Annotated in this window: 17 protein-coding genes; 4 read left to right on the top strand and 13 right to left on the bottom strand. The window is 44.3% G+C overall.

Going from position 1 to position 16,282, the window contains the following annotated elements; all coding sequences use genetic code 11:
- Window position 1 precedes the first annotated feature (1 nt).
- Entirely contained in the window at window positions 2-925 is a 924-nt protein-coding gene (gene rsmH / locus Q0C19_RS01380) for a 16S rRNA (cytosine(1402)-N(4))-methyltransferase RsmH (protein ID WP_295052075.1), read from the bottom strand.
- A gap of 56 nt (window positions 926-981) precedes the next feature.
- On the bottom strand, window positions 982-2,277 hold the full coding sequence (locus Q0C19_RS01375) for an adenosylmethionine--8-amino-7-oxononanoate transaminase (protein ID WP_295052073.1): 1,296 nt from the start codon (window positions 2,275-2,277) through the stop codon (window positions 982-984).
- Between the two features lie 117 nt (window positions 2,278-2,394).
- Here Q0C19_RS01375 and Q0C19_RS01370 point away from each other — a divergent pair, with 117 nt between their 5' ends.
- Genes Q0C19_RS01370 through Q0C19_RS01355 form a run of 4 tightly spaced genes read left to right on the top strand, consistent with a single transcriptional unit; the run spans window position 2,395 to window position 6,732 of the window.
- Window positions 2,395-3,861, top strand: coding sequence for a peptidylprolyl isomerase (locus tag Q0C19_RS01370; RefSeq protein ID WP_295052070.1), 1,467 nt, complete (start codon window positions 2,395-2,397; stop codon window positions 3,859-3,861).
- A 1-nt stretch (window position 3,862) separates the two neighbouring features.
- Window positions 3,863-5,269: a cell division protein FtsA gene (ftsA, locus tag Q0C19_RS01365; protein ID WP_295052067.1), complete on the top strand. Its 1,407-nt coding sequence runs from the start codon at window positions 3,863-3,865 to the stop codon at window positions 5,267-5,269.
- Window positions 5,270-5,287: 18 nt separating this feature from the next.
- Window positions 5,288-6,430, top strand: coding sequence for a cell division protein FtsZ (gene ftsZ, locus Q0C19_RS01360; protein ID WP_295052064.1), 1,143 nt, complete (start codon window positions 5,288-5,290; stop codon window positions 6,428-6,430).
- An 11-nt stretch (window positions 6,431-6,441) separates the two neighbouring features.
- Window positions 6,442-6,732, top strand: coding sequence for a J domain-containing protein (locus Q0C19_RS01355; RefSeq protein ID WP_295052062.1), 291 nt, complete (start codon window positions 6,442-6,444; stop codon window positions 6,730-6,732).
- Here the strand turns inward: Q0C19_RS01355 and Q0C19_RS01350 are convergent.
- The 11 genes from Q0C19_RS01350 to Q0C19_RS01300 all read right to left on the bottom strand — a co-directional run.
- Window positions 6,729-7,481 carry an ATP-binding cassette domain-containing protein gene (locus tag Q0C19_RS01350; protein ID WP_295052060.1) on the bottom strand — a complete coding sequence of 251 codons (753 nt, stop codon included), beginning with the start codon at window positions 7,479-7,481 and terminating at the stop codon, window positions 6,729-6,731. The two genes, Q0C19_RS01355 and Q0C19_RS01350, sit on opposite strands and share 4 nt — an antisense overlap.
- Window positions 7,478-7,957: a DUF4149 domain-containing protein gene (locus tag Q0C19_RS01345; protein ID WP_295052057.1), complete on the bottom strand. Its 480-nt coding sequence runs from the start codon at window positions 7,955-7,957 to the stop codon at window positions 7,478-7,480. The genes Q0C19_RS01350 and Q0C19_RS01345 overlap by 4 nt, the downstream gene beginning before the upstream one ends.
- The gene (gene prmC, locus Q0C19_RS01340; RefSeq protein WP_295052054.1) at window positions 7,950-8,783 is read right to left on the bottom strand and encodes a peptide chain release factor N(5)-glutamine methyltransferase; all 834 of its coding nucleotides are present in this window, start codon (window positions 8,781-8,783) and stop codon (window positions 7,950-7,952) included. Before prmC ends, Q0C19_RS01345 begins: the two co-directional genes overlap by 8 nt.
- On the bottom strand, window positions 8,768-10,012 hold the full coding sequence (locus Q0C19_RS01335) for a M48 family metallopeptidase (RefSeq protein ID WP_295052051.1): 1,245 nt from the start codon (window positions 10,010-10,012) through the stop codon (window positions 8,768-8,770). Before Q0C19_RS01335 ends, prmC begins: the two co-directional genes overlap by 16 nt.
- 34 nt (window positions 10,013-10,046) lie before the next feature.
- A complete protein-coding gene (locus tag Q0C19_RS01330) occupies window positions 10,047-10,244 on the bottom strand; it encodes a hypothetical protein (protein WP_295052048.1) in 198 nt (65 codons plus the stop codon).
- 109 nt (window positions 10,245-10,353) lie between these two features.
- A complete protein-coding gene (locus tag Q0C19_RS01325) occupies window positions 10,354-11,049 on the bottom strand; it encodes an energy transducer TonB (RefSeq protein WP_295052045.1) in 696 nt (231 codons plus the stop codon).
- On the bottom strand, window positions 11,046-11,429 hold the full coding sequence (locus Q0C19_RS01320) for a biopolymer transporter ExbD (RefSeq protein WP_295052042.1): 384 nt from the start codon (window positions 11,427-11,429) through the stop codon (window positions 11,046-11,048). The genes Q0C19_RS01325 and Q0C19_RS01320 overlap by 4 nt, the downstream gene beginning before the upstream one ends.
- The gene (exbB, locus tag Q0C19_RS01315) at window positions 11,416-11,838 is read right to left on the bottom strand and encodes a TonB-system energizer ExbB (protein ID WP_295052039.1); all 423 of its coding nucleotides are present in this window, start codon (window positions 11,836-11,838) and stop codon (window positions 11,416-11,418) included. Before exbB ends, Q0C19_RS01320 begins: the two co-directional genes overlap by 14 nt.
- A 28-nt stretch (window positions 11,839-11,866) precedes the next feature.
- A complete protein-coding gene (locus tag Q0C19_RS01310) occupies window positions 11,867-12,550 on the bottom strand; it encodes a Fe2+-dependent dioxygenase (RefSeq protein WP_295052036.1) in 684 nt (227 codons plus the stop codon).
- An 81-nt stretch (window positions 12,551-12,631) separates the two neighbouring features.
- Window positions 12,632-14,929, bottom strand: a complete 2,298-nt coding sequence (locus tag Q0C19_RS01305; RefSeq protein ID WP_295052033.1) for a TonB-dependent siderophore receptor — start codon at window positions 14,927-14,929, stop codon at window positions 12,632-12,634.
- A 219-nt stretch (window positions 14,930-15,148) separates the two neighbouring features.
- The coding region (locus Q0C19_RS01300) for a TonB-dependent receptor (RefSeq protein ID WP_295052030.1) at window positions 15,149-16,282 on the bottom strand (1,134 nt) is incomplete at its 5' end.

The raw sequence follows: 16,282 nt of genomic DNA, 5'->3' as shown, positions 1-16,282 counted from the left end.
ATCAATCTCTTCGTATTTCAAAAATTCTTAGTTTAGCGCTTCGGCTCCGTGAATTTGCACGCAGCTCGTCATCCTGGGCAATCAACGGCTTTTTGGTTACAACCTTGCCGATCGCATTCTTATTCCCGCAGGTACATCGCATCGCATCATCAGGGCAAATACAGTTTTTTCCCCATTTTGTGAAACGGTTTTTGACGATCCGATCTTCGAGCGAATGAAACGTAATGATCGCTACGCGTAAATGTCTGAGGCTCGAGGATTCAATCGCATCCAATAGCCGTCTCAGCTCACCCAATTCATCATTCACTTCGATCCGAATCGCCTGCATCACCAGCGTAGAGGGATGAATCTTTTTCCCCTTCGGCATCAGATGAAAAATTGCGTTCGAAAGCTCTTTTGCTGAGCTGAAAGGTCGCCGCTGCACAATCGTTTCCGCCACTTTACGGGCATTTGTCACTTCACCGTATTCACGTAAAATAGTCTCTAATGTACTTTGGGAATACTCATTGACAACCTCTGAAGCACTCAGAGGAGCATCGGGGTTCATCCGCATATCGAGCGTATCGCTCTCATACGAAAATCCCCGTTCCCGCTGATCAAGCTGCAGTGATGACACCCCTATATCGGCTAAAATACCGCAAATCTTTTCCCCCTTTTCCCCAATTGCCTCGTGAGCAACCTCGGAGAATCGTCCGCGACGGATTTCCACACGCGTACCGAAAGGTTCCAACCGTTTGGAAGAAAAGGCAATGGCCGTAGGGTCTTGATCGATCCCGATCAGTGATAATGTGGGATTATTATCCAGCAATAACGAAGAGTGTCCTCCGTATCCCATCGTGCAATCAATCACAATCCCCTCTTTACACGGAGAAAACGCTTCAATCACCTCTCGGTAAAGAACAGGGATATGGGGAGTTTCTTGCACGAGCGACCTTTGAGTTTATTAGCCCTTATAATAGCCAATACTCACTAATAACAGCTTTAAATGTTACCGAGAGCCGATTCAATTGCATCAAAAACACGCTTCAATTCATCCGGCTTAATAACATAGGGGGTCATGACATAAATAACACTTCCCAGAGGACGTATCAAAACGCCTTGCGCCATACAGAGCTGATGGATTTTCAATCCGATACGTTCACTTGGATCAAACCCCTCCAGTTCAATCACCGCAATCATCCCGCATTGACGTACCTCTTTGACTCTCGGCAATGAGACAAAACGTTTCAATTCCTCAGCCATAGCGGCAATGGTAACACGGTTTTTGTCTATCACATTTTCCGATTCAAAGATATCGAGAGTCGCATTGGCCGCCGCACATGCCAACGCATTGCCGGTATAACTGTGGGAGTGGAGAAAGGAACGGACAGGGTTGTAATCGCAATAAAAAGATCCGTATACCGTCTCGGTCGTTAAAACAACCGACAAAGGAAGGTACCCTCCGGTAAGCCCTTTGGAGAGGACTAAAAAATCGGGGGTGATGTTGGCTTGTTCGCACGCAAACATACTCCCCGTCCGCCCGAATCCGACCAGAATTTCATCGGCGATAAAATGGACTCCGTACACTTCGCACAACCGTTTGGTTTCGCTCAAAAAAGCGGGATGGTACATCCTCATCCCCCCTGCCCCCTGCACTAACGGCTCGACAATCAGTGCTGCGATCTCACTTCCCCGATCACGGAGCAATTGTTCAAACGATTTGGCCGCGTCCAAAGCCGCCTCGACACTCTGATTATCCGGCGAGGGTGTTTGAACGGAACGGATCAGCAACGGTTCATACGTCTCTTTGTACAGTGCCACGTCGCCGACCGAAAGAGCTCCCAGCGTCTCTCCGTGATAACTGTCGGTTAGAGAGACAAACAGTCCTCTCTCTTCCCCTTTGTTTTTGTGTGAGTGATAGGACATTTTCAGTGCCACTTCTATCGCACTGGAGCCGTTGTCAGCATAAAAACAGCGTGTTAGCCCTTCCGGAGAAAGAGCTACTAACCGCTCAGAGAGTCTCACAATCCCCTCATGGGTAAATCCTGCCAAAATTACATGTTCGAGTCTATCTACCTGCTCTTTGATTTTTTGGTTGATGTAAGGGTTGCAATGGCCGAAAATATTGACCCACCAGCTGCTGATCGCGTCAATGGTGCGATTCCCCTCGAAATCATATAGATATACCCCTTCCCCTTTGGAAATAGGGATAAGGGGGATCGTTTCGTGATCTTTCATTTGGGTACACGGATGCCATAAAACACTCAAATCCCGTGCCGATATCTCTAAATTGTTCATTGGAATCCTCTAATGTTGATTATTTTATGATAACATCTGTTAGTTATGACCTATTTTCATCCAAGTTTAATGGTAAAGTGAATAGAATATCTGAATTTTACAACAGGATCGTTTAATATGATTACTTGGATGCAGCGCCATCGAAAATACTTGGTCATCACAATCTGGATCTCCACGATCGCTTTTATCGGAGCCGGATTCGTCGGATGGGGACAATACAACTACGGAGACAAAGCGGGTTCCGTTGCCAAAGTAGGAGATATCTCGGTCACTTCTGCAGAACTTCAAAAAAGCTATTCGAACCTATTCAACCAATACAATCAGCTTTTCCAAGGGAAATTTGACGAAAAACAGGCGAAGCAATTCGGGCTTCAACGTCAGGCCCTTCGCCAATTGGTCAACCAGGCATTAGTCCTCAACCTCGCAAACAGCTACGGAATGATCGTAACAGACCAAGAACTTTGGAACGTCATCAAAGCTCAGCCTGCTTTTGCCAAAGAGGGGACATTTGATAAAGCGGTGTATGCCGAAGTACTAAAACAAAACCGCTTGAGCATCAAAGAATATGAAGAATCGATGAAAAAAGAGCTATTGATCCAAAAAACACTCTACCTTCTCTCTTCAGGTTCAAAACCGATTGAAGAAAATGCAATCGCCGATGCTCTGGGTGTATCGGACAAAATCAACTATAAAATACTTACCCCGAACATGATCTCACTTGTACCAAACGATGCCGAGCTCAAAACACTGTGGGCAAAACGTTCAAGTGAATTTAAAACATCCCCGAACTTTGAGATCAGCTATGTAACGCAATCACCGGTTACAACAACTCCATCAGCCAAAGAGATTAGCGACTATTATGATATGAACCGTCAAATGCTTAAAGATCCGGCAGGAAAAGTGCTGGCGCTAAGCGATGCGCAGCCGATGATCGTTTCCGCACTTAATGATAAAGCAACTGAAAAAGAGGCGCTTCGTCTCTATATTGATTATAAAAAAGGATCTCTCAAATCGGGAATAACCCCTCAAAAAGCAACCGTTACTTCCGATACTTCCCCGTTTACTCCCGAGCTTACCAAAGAGATTATGACACTGAATGATCAAAAACCTTTCCTCAAACCTCGTAAAGCAGGGAACAACTATATCATCGTCAAACTCGACAAAATGAATCCTGCCCGTACTAAAACCTATGAAGAGGCCAAAACGGATGTTATTGCTCTGTATACAGCCGAAGCTAAAAAAAACAAACTTCAAGAGTTAGCCCAAAACAGTTATAAAACATTCAGCGGCACCTCTTCTGATTTTCTAACACGCAAAGACAGCGCTAAAATAGCGGGATTGAGTGCACCTGAGGGATCAGAATTTTTGACAAAACTGTTTGGTTCCAAACAAAAACAAGGTTTTATCACTTTAGAGAGCGGAAATGTGATTATGTATAACGTTTTGGAACAAAAGTTGCTTCAAGATAAAACATTAGCGGATGGAAGTGCCGTACTCAAGCTCAAAGGGAGTTTGTTGGATCAAGGGCTGATTAAAGCGCTTGAGAGCAAGTACCCAGTTGAAATCTATGTAGAGGGGATTTGATTTGAAACGAACCGTTTTAGCCATTGATATCGGCTCAACCAAAATTTGTGCGCTTATCGCGGAAATCGATGACGATAACAACGCACAAATTATCGGAGCCGGTATCGCAAAAGCACAAGGGCTTCGCAAAGGGAGCATCACCAACATAGAGCTTGCATCCAAATCCATCAAAAGTGCACTCAATGATGCCAAAAGGGTTGCCGGAACAGAACTGCGCAGTGCAATCGTCACGATTTCCGGTGCCTATACAAAAAGTTTAAATTCCAGCGGTATTGTCAATATCCCGAATAAAGAGATCACCCTCAATGAAATCCAGCGCGTTATGCACACCTCATTGTATAATGCTAACATCCCCAATGAATTTGAAGTGCTTCATGCCCTTCCGTACAACTTCAAAGTAGACGATCAGGATTTTATTGAAGATCCTCTCGGGATGAATGCCGCACGCTTGGAAGTTGAAACCCATATTATCACGACCCAAAAATCGAATCTTAACAATCTACGCAAAGCGGTCAAAGCGGCCGGTGTCGATGTTGAGAGTGTTGTCCTCAGCGGATACGCATCCGCCATCGCCGTTCTCAATTCCGATGAGAAAGAACTGGGAGCAGCCGTCGTTGATATGGGTGGAAATACGAGCAATATCGTTATCCACTCAGGTCATGCTATCCGATATAACGATTTCCTCGGTGTCGGTTCAAATCATATTACCAATGACCTCTCCATGGCATTGCATACCCCGCTGCATACGGCTGACAATGTCAAAATAACCTACGGTTCCCTCTACGCACCGAGCAATGATCTCATCGAGCTTCCGGTTATCGGTGATGAAACGTCCAGCCATGAAGTCTCTCTCGAAGTCGTCCATAACGTTATCTATGCACGGGTAGAAGAGACATTAATGATTATCGCCCAATCAATTGAAAAAAGCGGTTTAAAAGAACATATGGGTGCAGGAGTCGTCCTCACCGGAGGCTTTACCAAAATCGAAGGATTGCGTGAACTTGCCGTTGCCATTTTAGACAATATGCCAGTGCGTCTTGCCAAACCGACCGATGTCGGCGGTCTATTCGATACCCTTCGAGATCCTTCCTATTCGGGAGCGGTCGGATTAATAAAATATCTAGCGGATGGCTACACTGCCTATGAGATCGACGTTAACCGTCGCATGCGTCATGCCGGAGAAGAGTCGGCTGCACATACCGGCTCACTCCCCGAAGAAGCACCGAAATTTGAGCCTATTACACCGGCATCTTCTACTCCTACACCGACGGCCTCAACGCCTCCGGTCAAGGAAGAGAAGATTGCCGAAACGGCGAAAATGGTCAATATCGGATCAAACAAACCTGTCGAAAACGATCAACCCAACCCTATTTCCAAGTTTTGGAATTGGGCAACTCAACTATTTTAATCACGTCAAGGAGCAAGCATGGAACCATTTTCAATTGAAGAATCAACAACTCTCACGGGAGCGCGCATCGTAGCAGTCGGAGTCGGCGGCGGCGGCGGTAATATGATCGGATATATGCTTAAAGAGCAAATTCCGGGAATTGAATTGATTATCGCAAATACCGATGCCCAAGTTTTGGAACAAGGTTCTGCGGCGACCAAAATCCAATTGGGTGCAAAACTGACCAAAGGTTTGGGTGCGGGTATGAAGCCCGAAGTGGGCAAAGAATCTGCTATTGAGAGTTATGAAGCTTTGACACGTGCTCTAGAGGGTGCTGATATTGTTTTCGTTGCGGCAGGTCTCGGCGGCGGTACCGGTACCGGTGCGGCTCCCATTATTGCTAAATGTGCAAAAGATGTCGGTGCATTGACCATTGCGGTCGTAACAAAGCCTTTTTCTTTTGAAGGGAAAAAACGTCTTAAACTTGCAGAAGATGGTCTTCAAGAGCTTAAAAACGAATCCGATTGTATCGTCGTTATCCCGAACGATAAACTCCTCTCAATTATTGATCCGAAACTCGGAATCAAAGAGAGCTTTAAAATCGTTGACAGCGTACTTGCTCGCGCCGTTAGCGGAACTTCGGGTGTTATCCTTGCCAGCGGCGATAATGATATCAATCTTGACTTCGCCGACTTACAAACTGTTATGAGCCACCGTGGTTTGGCTCTTATGGGTGTAGGCGAATACAAAGGCGAAAATGCAGCCTACGAAGCGATCAAAAACGCTATCGAATCTCCATTGCTTGATAATATGTCTGTTAACGGTGCGCTCGGAGTATTGGTTCACTTCAGCATGCACCCTGAGTTTCCGTTTATGGAACTCTCTGCGGCGATGGACGTTGTCCATAACAGCGTTGACGAATCAGCGGATGTTATCTTCGGTACGACGACCGATGAGTCATTGGCAAAAGATTTTATCCGTATCACCCTTGTTGCTACCGGTTTTGAGAAAAAAGCGGCTCAGGGAATTAATAACTGTGAATTCGAAAACAAAGAAGCAGTTGCCGCAGCAGCTAGTGTTGTGAAACCTCGCGTTGTTGTTCGTCCGGCAATGGTTGCCAATGGTGACTATACGGAAGATTTCCTTGATGTTCCGACATTTATGCGTCAACAAAGAGACTAAGCCCTCTCTCCATGCTCTCGTTTGACACGCTCATAAAGGCCAAAACGCTCCTTGGCCTGAGCGACAAAGCTACCCTCTCCGACATCAAAATCCGATATAAAAATATGATGCAGCAATGGCATCCCGACAAACATCCCAATGATACCGATACAGCGCATACAATGAGTACCCAAATCAACGAAGCCTATGCGATACTGCTCGAATACTGTGGAAACTACGAATACAATCTGGATGAAAATTTTTTGAAAGAGCAAACACTCACTCCGCAAGAGTGGTGGGCAAAGAAGTTTGGAGGGCGTTAATGAAACGCTATCGGCCCCTCAGAACGTGCATGGATGAATTGCTGAACTACCGCATTGGGTGAATTGCGAAACGATTCTTTATCTCCCGACTCGACGATTACACCGTCAAAAAGCATCGCATAATTATCCCCTGCTTTAAAACTCTCGGCGATATCATGGCTGATAAGGATAGAGGTCATTCCGATCTCTTCACGCAGACGGCAGATCATTTGGGTAATAAAATCACTGGTGACAGGATCAAGTCCCGATGTCGGTTCATCGTATAAAATAACCTCCGGTTCCAGTGCAAGGGTGCGGGCCAAACCGACACGCTTGCGCATACCGCCGCTCAGTTCTTCGGGATAAAGCGACTTGACAATTTTGGGATCAAGCCCAACCATCGTCAGCTTCTCATCAATTTTATACTCTAGCTCTTTTATACTAAGCTTTTGATGTTCGAGCATCGGGAATGCAACATTTTCACGGATGTTCATACTGTCAAACAATGCACCGCTTTGAAACAAAAATCCAACCTTTGTCCGGATGGCACGCAGGGTCGTCTCATCGGCATTATCAACCCGTATTCCATCGATCGTGATCGTTCCCTTATCGGGCTTGAGAAGTCCGACAATATGTTTGATTATCGTCGATTTGCCTCCCCCCGATACACCAAAAATGACCGTCGTTTTTCCTCTTTCGATCTCAAGATTAACACCTTTGAGAATCTCTCGTTTTCCGAAACGTTTGGTTACATTTTCAAACCGGATCATTTTTTAACCGCCATCACATAAGCTCGTCGGCAAAATAGAACCAATAACATCACTAACAGGATTTTGAAATCAATTTCACTCGCTTTATGGAGTGCTTCAAAGGATTCATCGATTGCTGCCTCACCCTTTGCTTGATATTCTAAAATTTTAGGGGTATACACGGCACTGAATAACAGAAGAGTCCCGATGGAGCCCAATGCGCTTAAAATGGCAACTTTATCGATCTGCATCACTTTGTAGCGGGAGACTTCGTAGAGTGCAATAATAACAGTCATAAAATAGGCCCAATAGGTAAAACGGTGAAAAATTTCACCCATGATTTTTCCCTCTTCATACCGCGATAAGATCGGCAAGGTCAAATACAGCTCGGAGTGAAAAACAACGGCGGCAACAAATGCCCCTAAAACCAAAACGGCACCTGCCGTCATAGCGATCAATAAAAGATAAAGAACATCAATAACAGCTTTTTTATTCATGAAGAGCCTTTAATACAAATCCCCGATCAAACGAGGCATAATCGGTATAAAAATCCAACGATTGTACCGCAAAAGATTTTAGATATTCCTGCACTTTTAGGCGTTGATCGTATCCCATCTCACAGGCAAAAAGGGGAATACGGCGTTCATAGACCGCATCCAACAAACGGCAAATAATTTCATCGCCGATCTCTCCCCCGAAAAGGGCGTTTTGCGGCTCATACGAAAGATTGGTTTCTAATGGTGCATTATGGGCGATATAAGGTGGATTGGAAACCAATACGTCTATTTTTTCCTCAATGCACGAAAGCAAATCTCCCTCTCGCAGTTCAATCCGGTTCAAAAGACCAAACGACTCGATATTACGGCGAGCTACCGCTAACGCTTTGGGAGAGATATCGACAGCGATAAAGCGTGCCGCAGGAAGATGCAAGGCAAGAAGTATCGAAATAATACCGCTCCCTACCCCTACTTCAACAACCGTAACCGCTTTATCTGCAGATACTCGCGCCAGTACCTCATCGATCAGATGTTCCGTCTCTGGACGAGGGATCAATGCACCCTCATCGATATAAAATTCTCTGCTGTAAAAACTGACACGATTGGTCAGATATTCAAGAGGTACATTCCGTCTGCGCATCTCTATCCACTCACACAGTTTTGGATCATTGTCGTCGATCACGTCCTCTTGATGAGTAATAAAAAAAAGCTGATCTTTTTGAAGGTACGCCATCAGCAAAAGTTCCGCTTCTCGCCGCGGAGATTCGACAACCCCTTTCAGAATTTGCGCGATCTCTTCGTGAAGCTCTTTTAATCGTTTGGACATGGATCAGGATATCCTTCATCAACCGTAGCACGAATATCATAGCCCAAGGCACGAAGACGATCAACGACAGGAGGGTGGGTCGTATGGAAAAATCGGTACAATGGATGAGAGAGTGGAAAGCTTTTATTTTCTGCAACCAATTTTTTAAGGGCATTCACCAAATGTTCCGCACCGCCGAGTTCCGCACCGCGCCGATCGGCTTCATACTCGTTATGACGGCTCATCATCCCCATTAGCGGCATCATAATAAAACTAACGACCGGAAGGAGAAGGATAAAGAGCATCATCACGATCTGCGGAGATTGTGATACACCGAGTTCCAGGTAAAGCGTCTCCGGCAAGTTCCCGAAAACAGCAAACATTCCAAAGAGCATTACCCCCACCATCGCAATATTTTTGTACAGATCACCGTGGGCAAAGTGCCCAAGCTCATGTCCCAATACCGCTATCAGTTCACTCGGAGAGAGTTTTTCAATCAGCGTATCAAATAATACAACCCGTTTGGTTTTTCCTAATCCGCCAAAATAAGCATTCAAGCGCGCATCACGTTTGCTGGCATCGCTCACAAATATACCGCTGCTCACAAACCCCGTTTTATTCATCAACTCTTCGATTTTTTCGCGCAACTCACCGTTTTCAAGGGGAGTCACTTTATCAAAGAAAAGGGCTCGAATGGTGGGGAAAAACATATTGATTGCAATCACTACGGCAAAAATAAATGCAAAACTCCACAGCCACCACAGCTCACTCGACGTAATGATCATCGAAACTATCCAAACAATCAAACTTCCGATAACAATCGTCAAAACAGTGCCGACAAGGGTATCTTTGATAAATTGAGCCCCACTGGAGCGGTTAAATCCGTATTGCGCATCGATTTTGAATTTAGCGATCCACCCAAAAGGGAGCTGAACCAGTGCATTAATGATAACCATGCCGATCACTGCAATGATCGTATGAAGGGCTTCGCTCTCTATCGCTAACGCACTATCCAACCACGCCATCATTCCGCCCATCCAGACTAAGAAAAGTAAAAATTCGACAAATGTTTCCACCATCCCAAGTTTCTCTTTGGCTACGGCGTAAGCCGCCGCATCAAGATACTCTTTCTCACCCATTAAAACGGCCCCTTTACGCTTGATCTGATTAATATAACCGATCTGCATAACGCTTACATAGAGCCTGATAAAAATAAAGAGTGTGTAAATACCTATAACGGTTGCTATCATACAATTCCTTGGTAAAAAAAACGTGATTTTACCATTATTTTACGGGAACTTTACCGATAGCGTCCTGCAAAGGGATAGAATCGTTTACACTGCCATAATAGCTCTTAGCCGCAACAAACATTATTCCGACTAATAGTCCCGCAATAATAACGGTCCATACGACCCGTTTTTTAGAGCCTTTTAATGTATTGTAATCTTCAATGGATTCGAGCGTCGGTTCATTGTCTTTCATAGGTATCTCCTTAGCAATGATATTCTAAAAATCTTACCTATCTTAACCTACAAACAGTTAATGAATCATCGATAACTTGACGTTTTAAGTTTAATTATTTAGACGTCAGTTATGTACGGACTTTTAATACATAGTTTAAAGGGACGGTAATACGAATCGTTTTAGGCGGTTTTGGGAAATATTCTGATGTTTTTTGTACCAAGGCCATCGCATCACCATCCAAAAGTTCATAACCTGAACTTCCGATAATTCGGATATCTTCAACTTCGCCGTTTTGTTTGAGACGAAATGTCACTTGCACCGCGCCTTCTTGTTTTAAACGAACCGCTTGTGAAGGATATTTACGGTATTTGACGAGTAAGTCCCGTATAGTCGAGAGATGATCATCCAAATACTGCTCTTCAATATTGATACTTTGAGGTGCTAAAATTGGTGGATTCGATGCAAATACGGTTTCTTTCGCAGGAATCTGCATCGATGTCGTTTGAGCAGTTAGCGTAGGTTTAGGATCTTCAATCACTTCTTTTGGAAACATCTGGAGAGACTCAGTTTTTTGTATGAGCGGTTTAGGTTCAGTTTTTTCAATAATCTCATCTGTAGATGGTGCAATGCTTTTGGATAATGTCATTTTTTTAGAAGATAGCACTGTAGAAACCGGCTGTATCTGTGCCGCAGAATCAAGAGAGAGCTCTAAAACTATCTCCTCTTCTTTCTCCTCTTTTATCAGAGTAGAGAGTGCGACCGCTCCGGTAAAAATTCCTGCATGCAGCAACAGAGAAAAGAGAAATGAACGCTTTGTTTTCATGACTCCCTCTTCGTCACAATTGATATTTTTTCAATCTTTTGAAGCTTTAGCTGATCGAGTATAAAAATAAAATCGTTGAAAAATGCTTTTTTATCTCCCAAAATGCTTATACTTGTATCACGGTTTAATCTCGATATTTGCGCGACTAACTCTTTTTGCATCATTGCTTTACCATTCCAAAAGAGTGATCCGTTCTCATTGATGGCAATTTCGATCTTTTGCGGCGGTGTTTGCAGAGCACTGGCGGCTTTGGGAAGATCGAGCTTAATGGCTCCCGACGCCACAAAGGTGGAAATGGTCAGAACAATCGCCAAAAGAACCAAAACAACATCGATGAGAGGGACAACATTGATCCCTTCCACTCGTTTAAGCGCGCGCATCTTCCCATTCTCCCATCAATAAATCCATTTTTCGCAAACATGCACTGTAAATCATGATCGAAGGGATCGCGACCAACAATCCTAATGCCGTCGCTTTAAGTGCCATAGAAAGTCCAATAACGACAGCTGTAGGTTCCATTCCGCCACTTTGTCCAATCTCATAAAAAACCACCATAATCCCTGAAACTGTCCCGAGTAATCCAACATAGGGAGCATTCGAACCGATCACGGAAATCGTTGTCAAATTTTTTGAAAGTTCCGCTTCCGCTTTGTTTTTTGTCTCATAATCCTCTATTTTTACTGAACGATAGTAAAAAAATCGCTCGATTCCGTACGCAAACGCTATGACGCTCATTACACCTAAAATACCCAAGGTCGCATAATCGACGACTAACTTTAACTCTTCCATTTCTTTTTCCTTTATGTTATTTTATTGATTAAGTATCTGCCCATGTACGGAGTAAATTATGATAAATACTTGTAAGTTTAACCGTATCCTCATCATCCCCTAACCGCTCACGAAACGCCATAATCGACATATCCAAATCAAACAGCAACCGTCGTCGGTCTGTCTCACGAATCATGCTCTCCAGCCACGTAAAGCATGAAATACGTGCTCCGCGTGTCACAGGTTCAACCCGATGAACGCTCGAAGAGGGATAAAGTACCAAATCCCCTGCCGGAAGTTTGACAATTTGCGAACCGAAGGTATCCTCGATCACTAACTCTCCTCCGTCATATTCTTCGGGATCGGAGAAAAAGAGGGTAAACGAGAGATCACTACGCACCCGTTTACCGCCGCCGCGCATCGTTCTAACCGCATTATCAACATGGTTTCCAAACGTATTAAATTCACCCGTATAACAGTTAAATAGCGGAGGAAAAATCTTTTTCGGCAATGCTGCCGTAAAAAACAGTGCGTTATTGCTCAGGGCATCTAACACAATTTTTTGCAACGCTACAGCCGCTTCAGACTCTTCGGGAAGCTGCAAATTATTTTTGGCTTTTGCCGCCTGTGTCCCGCTGGTAACATTCCCGTCCACCCACGTCGAGGAGGTAAGGAGTTCACGGCATTGTGCTACCTGTTCAGAGGTGAGGACATTGGGTATATGGAGTAACATGTTTATTTCCTTTGCCTAAGTTTTGAAGTTAAAAGACTAAAATCCTCTAACTGCAAAACTCCCGCAGGGGGAGGTATGGTCTTAAAAAAACTTATAGTCTAACGTCACCTGTGCGGTACGTCCGGTTCCCGGAACAACAAATCCTCCGTTGATATAGGCCGATTCGTAATAAACGGTATCCAAAAGATTTTTCACATTAAGCTGAACAGCGTAATTCTTTTGTGTATAGGAGATCATTCCGTCATAACGAATATAACTGGGTGCGATATTCGGATTAAATACATTGGACGCACTTTCATTTGCATAGCTGTAAACAGCACGCTCTCCTTTACCCTCGATTCCACTACCGATCTTCCATCCGCTACCAAGCTTATAGGTTGTCCAGAGATTAAATGTGTAATCGGTTGAATTCGGCGGTTTTTGACCAATGTACATATCATCTTTGCCCGGAGCGACTGCATCCACTTCCGGATCCATAAATGCGACGCCTGCAAATACATCCCAGTTATCGTTGATACGGCCTGCAACCTCGAATTCGATACCGTCCGTATGACGCTCTTTTGAAAGGATCGGATTACTGGATGCACTTGCTACATCAGTATTGCGTTCCCACTCTTTGATCGTACGGTAGATTGCTGTACGTAAGGAAAGATCTCCTTCAAAGAGTTCAAATTTCGCACCAAGCTCATACGTTTTACTTCGCTCAGGAGCATACACATTGGAAAAAGAGTACAGATCTCCTGTCGTATTAAACGAATTATTCCAAGAAAGATAATAATGGTATTGTTTATTCGGCTGATACGATAATCCGGCACGGTAACTCATCTCGTTAAAATGGAGTTCTCCATTTTGCACCATATTCGCTCCCGTAAAATAATCCATGTTTAGCCAATCTTTACGAAACCCTGCCATGACTTTCCAACTCGGTGCGATTTCAACAATATCCTGTGCATACACTGCCCACGTACGTCCTTTGTACCCGCCGCTTATATTGCGTTCTTTATTGCCATATACCGATTTATAGGCATCCGGAAGCGTTGAACCTGATTCAGCTGTGGTTGGCATCGACGCTGCCCATCGTGTACCTGTCGTTGCATACTGATACCAGATTCCATTGTTTGCCAATGCCCGTTGCCCATTCGTCGGAACCGCCGCAAGTCCATTAGCCGGCCCATTAGCCAAAGATATATTAGGATAATAGGTTGACAATCCGTCATGTCCCCATCGTACTTGTTCTTCACGTAAAAATTCGGTTCCGACCAATGCTTCATGTTTCAATCCGAGGACTTCAAACTGAGTCGTAAAATCATTTTGCCATGTATCGGTTTTCTCTTTTGCACCGTTTCCTTTTGTCCCTCTGGTAATCGTATCATCCGCCCCATTGGTCGTATCATATCCACCCGGCGCAGTTGCCCAGTTATCACGGAGATAATCGGCATGACGAATCACGGAACGAATCCGTGTATCTTTAAAGAACTTATGGGTATAACTAGCAGTTGTGATATTGACGCGATTATCTTCATAGTCATCTGTAAATCCATAAAATACTTTGTTTCCTACATCGGCAGGTCTTTTAGTCGCACTGTCAAACGGAACTCCGTAATCGGGCGTAATATGGGTTTTCAAATAATAATGGGATAAACTGAACTCATTATCGGTATTAAGTCCAAACGTCATCGTCGGCGCAATTCCGACCGTTTCGTTATAAACATCATCGCGGGTACTTCCAGAATCCATTCCCATTGCATTGAGACGAAATGCTGTCGTATCGTTTAGCATCACGTTCACATCAGCTGAAGTACGTTTATAGTCATCCGTGCCGGCAGTGATCGAGAGTTTGCCAAAATTTTCAGCTTCCGCATCTTTGCTCACCTGATTGATAACCCCACCCGCTTGACCACGACCGAATAACATCGCCGCACCCCCGCGCAGAACATCAATTGATTCGAGATTAAACGTATCACGGTTATACTGAGCGACGTCACGGATACCGTCAAGATATAAATCACCGAAAGTATAGAAACCTCTCAAGTTCATATTGTCTCCGATACGTCCGCCTTCTGCCGCATTAAAAGTGAGCCCTGATACGTTACTAAGCGCCTCTTTTAGAGTAAATTCAGATTTATCATGCAACAACTCTTTCGTTACTACCGTAATTGCTTGAGGTACGTCATGAGCCAATTGCCCGGTTTTAGCAGTTTTAGAAACACCCGGCTGATAGCGAGGAAGTTCTATTTCTACTGTCTCTTGGATATCAATGGCTTTAATCGTAGCATTGGAATCGGCTGAGTTTGCCAATAATGAGCTTGCACTCATACTGAGAAGCATAGCTCCGATCGGGAGCATTTGCGAATGTAAAAAACGGTTATGATAGGCCATAGGCACTCCTTAAATTTTGGAAGTGGCTGGCTACAGGCTTAAAAGGAGAAGAAAGCTTTGGCTGGCTAAAAGCAATTGATAATTACTTTCATTTGTAGAAATATAACTTATCCAAGCGCCAATGTCAATAGTGATAAGCATTATTAAATATATAAATTGTAAATACTAAGTTTTGATTAACGATAGGGAAAAATCCCTTTATCATTAATAGTGAAATATTTACCAACGCCCCTCAAGGGTGACAAGAAAATGAAATTTTGAATTTTCTTGGTCAACCTGAGTTTCGCTGAGAACCCCGGCAACATAGCGCTTTGAGGTAGTAGTGATCGTAGAAGAGGTAATGTTTTTAAGATTAAGCCCCAGTTTATAGGTCGGATTCAGCCGTTTGGTCGCATACAGATCAAGAGTTCCGTATCCTGCTTGGGATTCGGCGATACCGCGCTCATCCATCGGATCATCATATCCGCTGACGTAGCGGTACGCTGCTCCGTACGTCAAACGATACTCTTTGAGAGTATGATCGATCCCGATATTGTAAAGGTAATCATTCGTCCCTTTAATCGTTCGTTTCACCCCATTACTGACCAGGGATGAGTCCTGAAACGTCGCATTACCAAAAACTCCCAAACCGTTCACATACGAATCAAGCGATTTTTTAAGTTCAAGTTCGAGGCTCCACAATTCTCCTTGACCCGAGTTATAAGGACGTTCTACATATCGCCCTGCTTCCAATGTAGTCAGCTTTTCGATCTTATCACTGATGTCGCGATAAAAACCTCCGATACTCACGATCCCTTTATCCTCAAAAAAGTGTTCATAACGCAGTTCATAGCTGAGCGCCGATTCCTCTTTGAGATTCGGATTTCCGGTCACATCGGGATGATTCAGATCATTCTGATCAAGCGTGCTGTCCAGTGAGTCGGAAAGTTCGTCCAATCGGGGCAATTTTACCGTTTTAGCGATACTTGCACGGAGATTATCGTTCTCACTGAGTTTGTAGAGGGCATGGAGAGAGGGGGCGACGTAATCAGTGGCCACGGTCTGATCAAATTGTCGTAAAGATCGCTCGAATCGAAGGCCCGGGGTGAGAATTATGTTTTCGCCGATTGTAATTTCATCTTGAATATACAATGCGCCTTTGTCTTCACGCAAACGTTGATGATCATCGGTATTCACTACACCGTTCAGATAGTCTACAACATCGTCACGCTGGTGCAGACGCTTCATCTCAACTCCTGTTTTAATAAAATGCTCACTCAACGCTTTCGAATAGCTCCCCTCCGCACCGAATACTCTAAAGGCCCCCTCGTCATTCTGCTTGCGACGCGTTATTGTATTATCGCTACGCGTTAA

This window comes from Sulfuricurvum sp., assembly GCF_023250475.1.
Classification (GTDB): Bacteria; Campylobacterota; Campylobacteria; order Campylobacterales; family Sulfurimonadaceae; genus Sulfuricurvum.
This window is presented reverse-complemented; position numbering and strand designations above follow the sequence as displayed.

Coding starts and splice junctions, on each gene's coding strand:
- Q0C19_RS01370 (WP_295052070.1), top strand. CDS start 2,395: ATGATTACTTGGATGCAGCGCCATCGAAAATACTTGGTCATCACAATC.
- Q0C19_RS01345 (WP_295052057.1), bottom strand. CDS start 7,957: ATGAATAAAAAAGCTGTTATTGATGTTCTTTATCTTTTATTGATCGCT.
- prmC (WP_295052054.1), bottom strand. CDS start 8,783: ATGTCCAAACGATTAAAAGAGCTTCACGAAGAGATCGCGCAAATTCTG.
- exbB (WP_295052039.1), bottom strand. CDS start 11,838: ATGGAAGAGTTAAAGTTAGTCGTCGATTATGCGACCTTGGGTATTTTA.
- Q0C19_RS01325 (WP_295052045.1), bottom strand. CDS start 11,049: ATGAAAACAAAGCGTTCATTTCTCTTTTCTCTGTTGCTGCATGCAGGA.
- Q0C19_RS01310 (WP_295052036.1), bottom strand. CDS start 12,550: ATGTTACTCCATATACCCAATGTCCTCACCTCTGAACAGGTAGCACAA.
- Q0C19_RS01320 (WP_295052042.1), bottom strand. CDS start 11,429: ATGCGCGCGCTTAAACGAGTGGAAGGGATCAATGTTGTCCCTCTCATC.
- Q0C19_RS01350 (WP_295052060.1), bottom strand. CDS start 7,481: ATGATCCGGTTTGAAAATGTAACCAAACGTTTCGGAAAACGAGAGATT.
- Q0C19_RS01335 (WP_295052051.1), bottom strand. CDS start 10,012: ATGATAGCAACCGTTATAGGTATTTACACACTCTTTATTTTTATCAGG.
- Q0C19_RS01305 (WP_295052033.1), bottom strand. CDS start 14,929: ATGGCCTATCATAACCGTTTTTTACATTCGCAAATGCTCCCGATCGGA.
- Q0C19_RS01330 (WP_295052048.1), bottom strand. CDS start 10,244: ATGAAAGACAATGAACCGACGCTCGAATCCATTGAAGATTACAATACA.
- Q0C19_RS01355 (WP_295052062.1), top strand. CDS start 6,442: ATGCTCTCGTTTGACACGCTCATAAAGGCCAAAACGCTCCTTGGCCTG.
- ftsZ (WP_295052064.1), top strand. CDS start 5,288: ATGGAACCATTTTCAATTGAAGAATCAACAACTCTCACGGGAGCGCGC.
- Q0C19_RS01375 (WP_295052073.1), bottom strand. CDS start 2,277: ATGAACAATTTAGAGATATCGGCACGGGATTTGAGTGTTTTATGGCAT.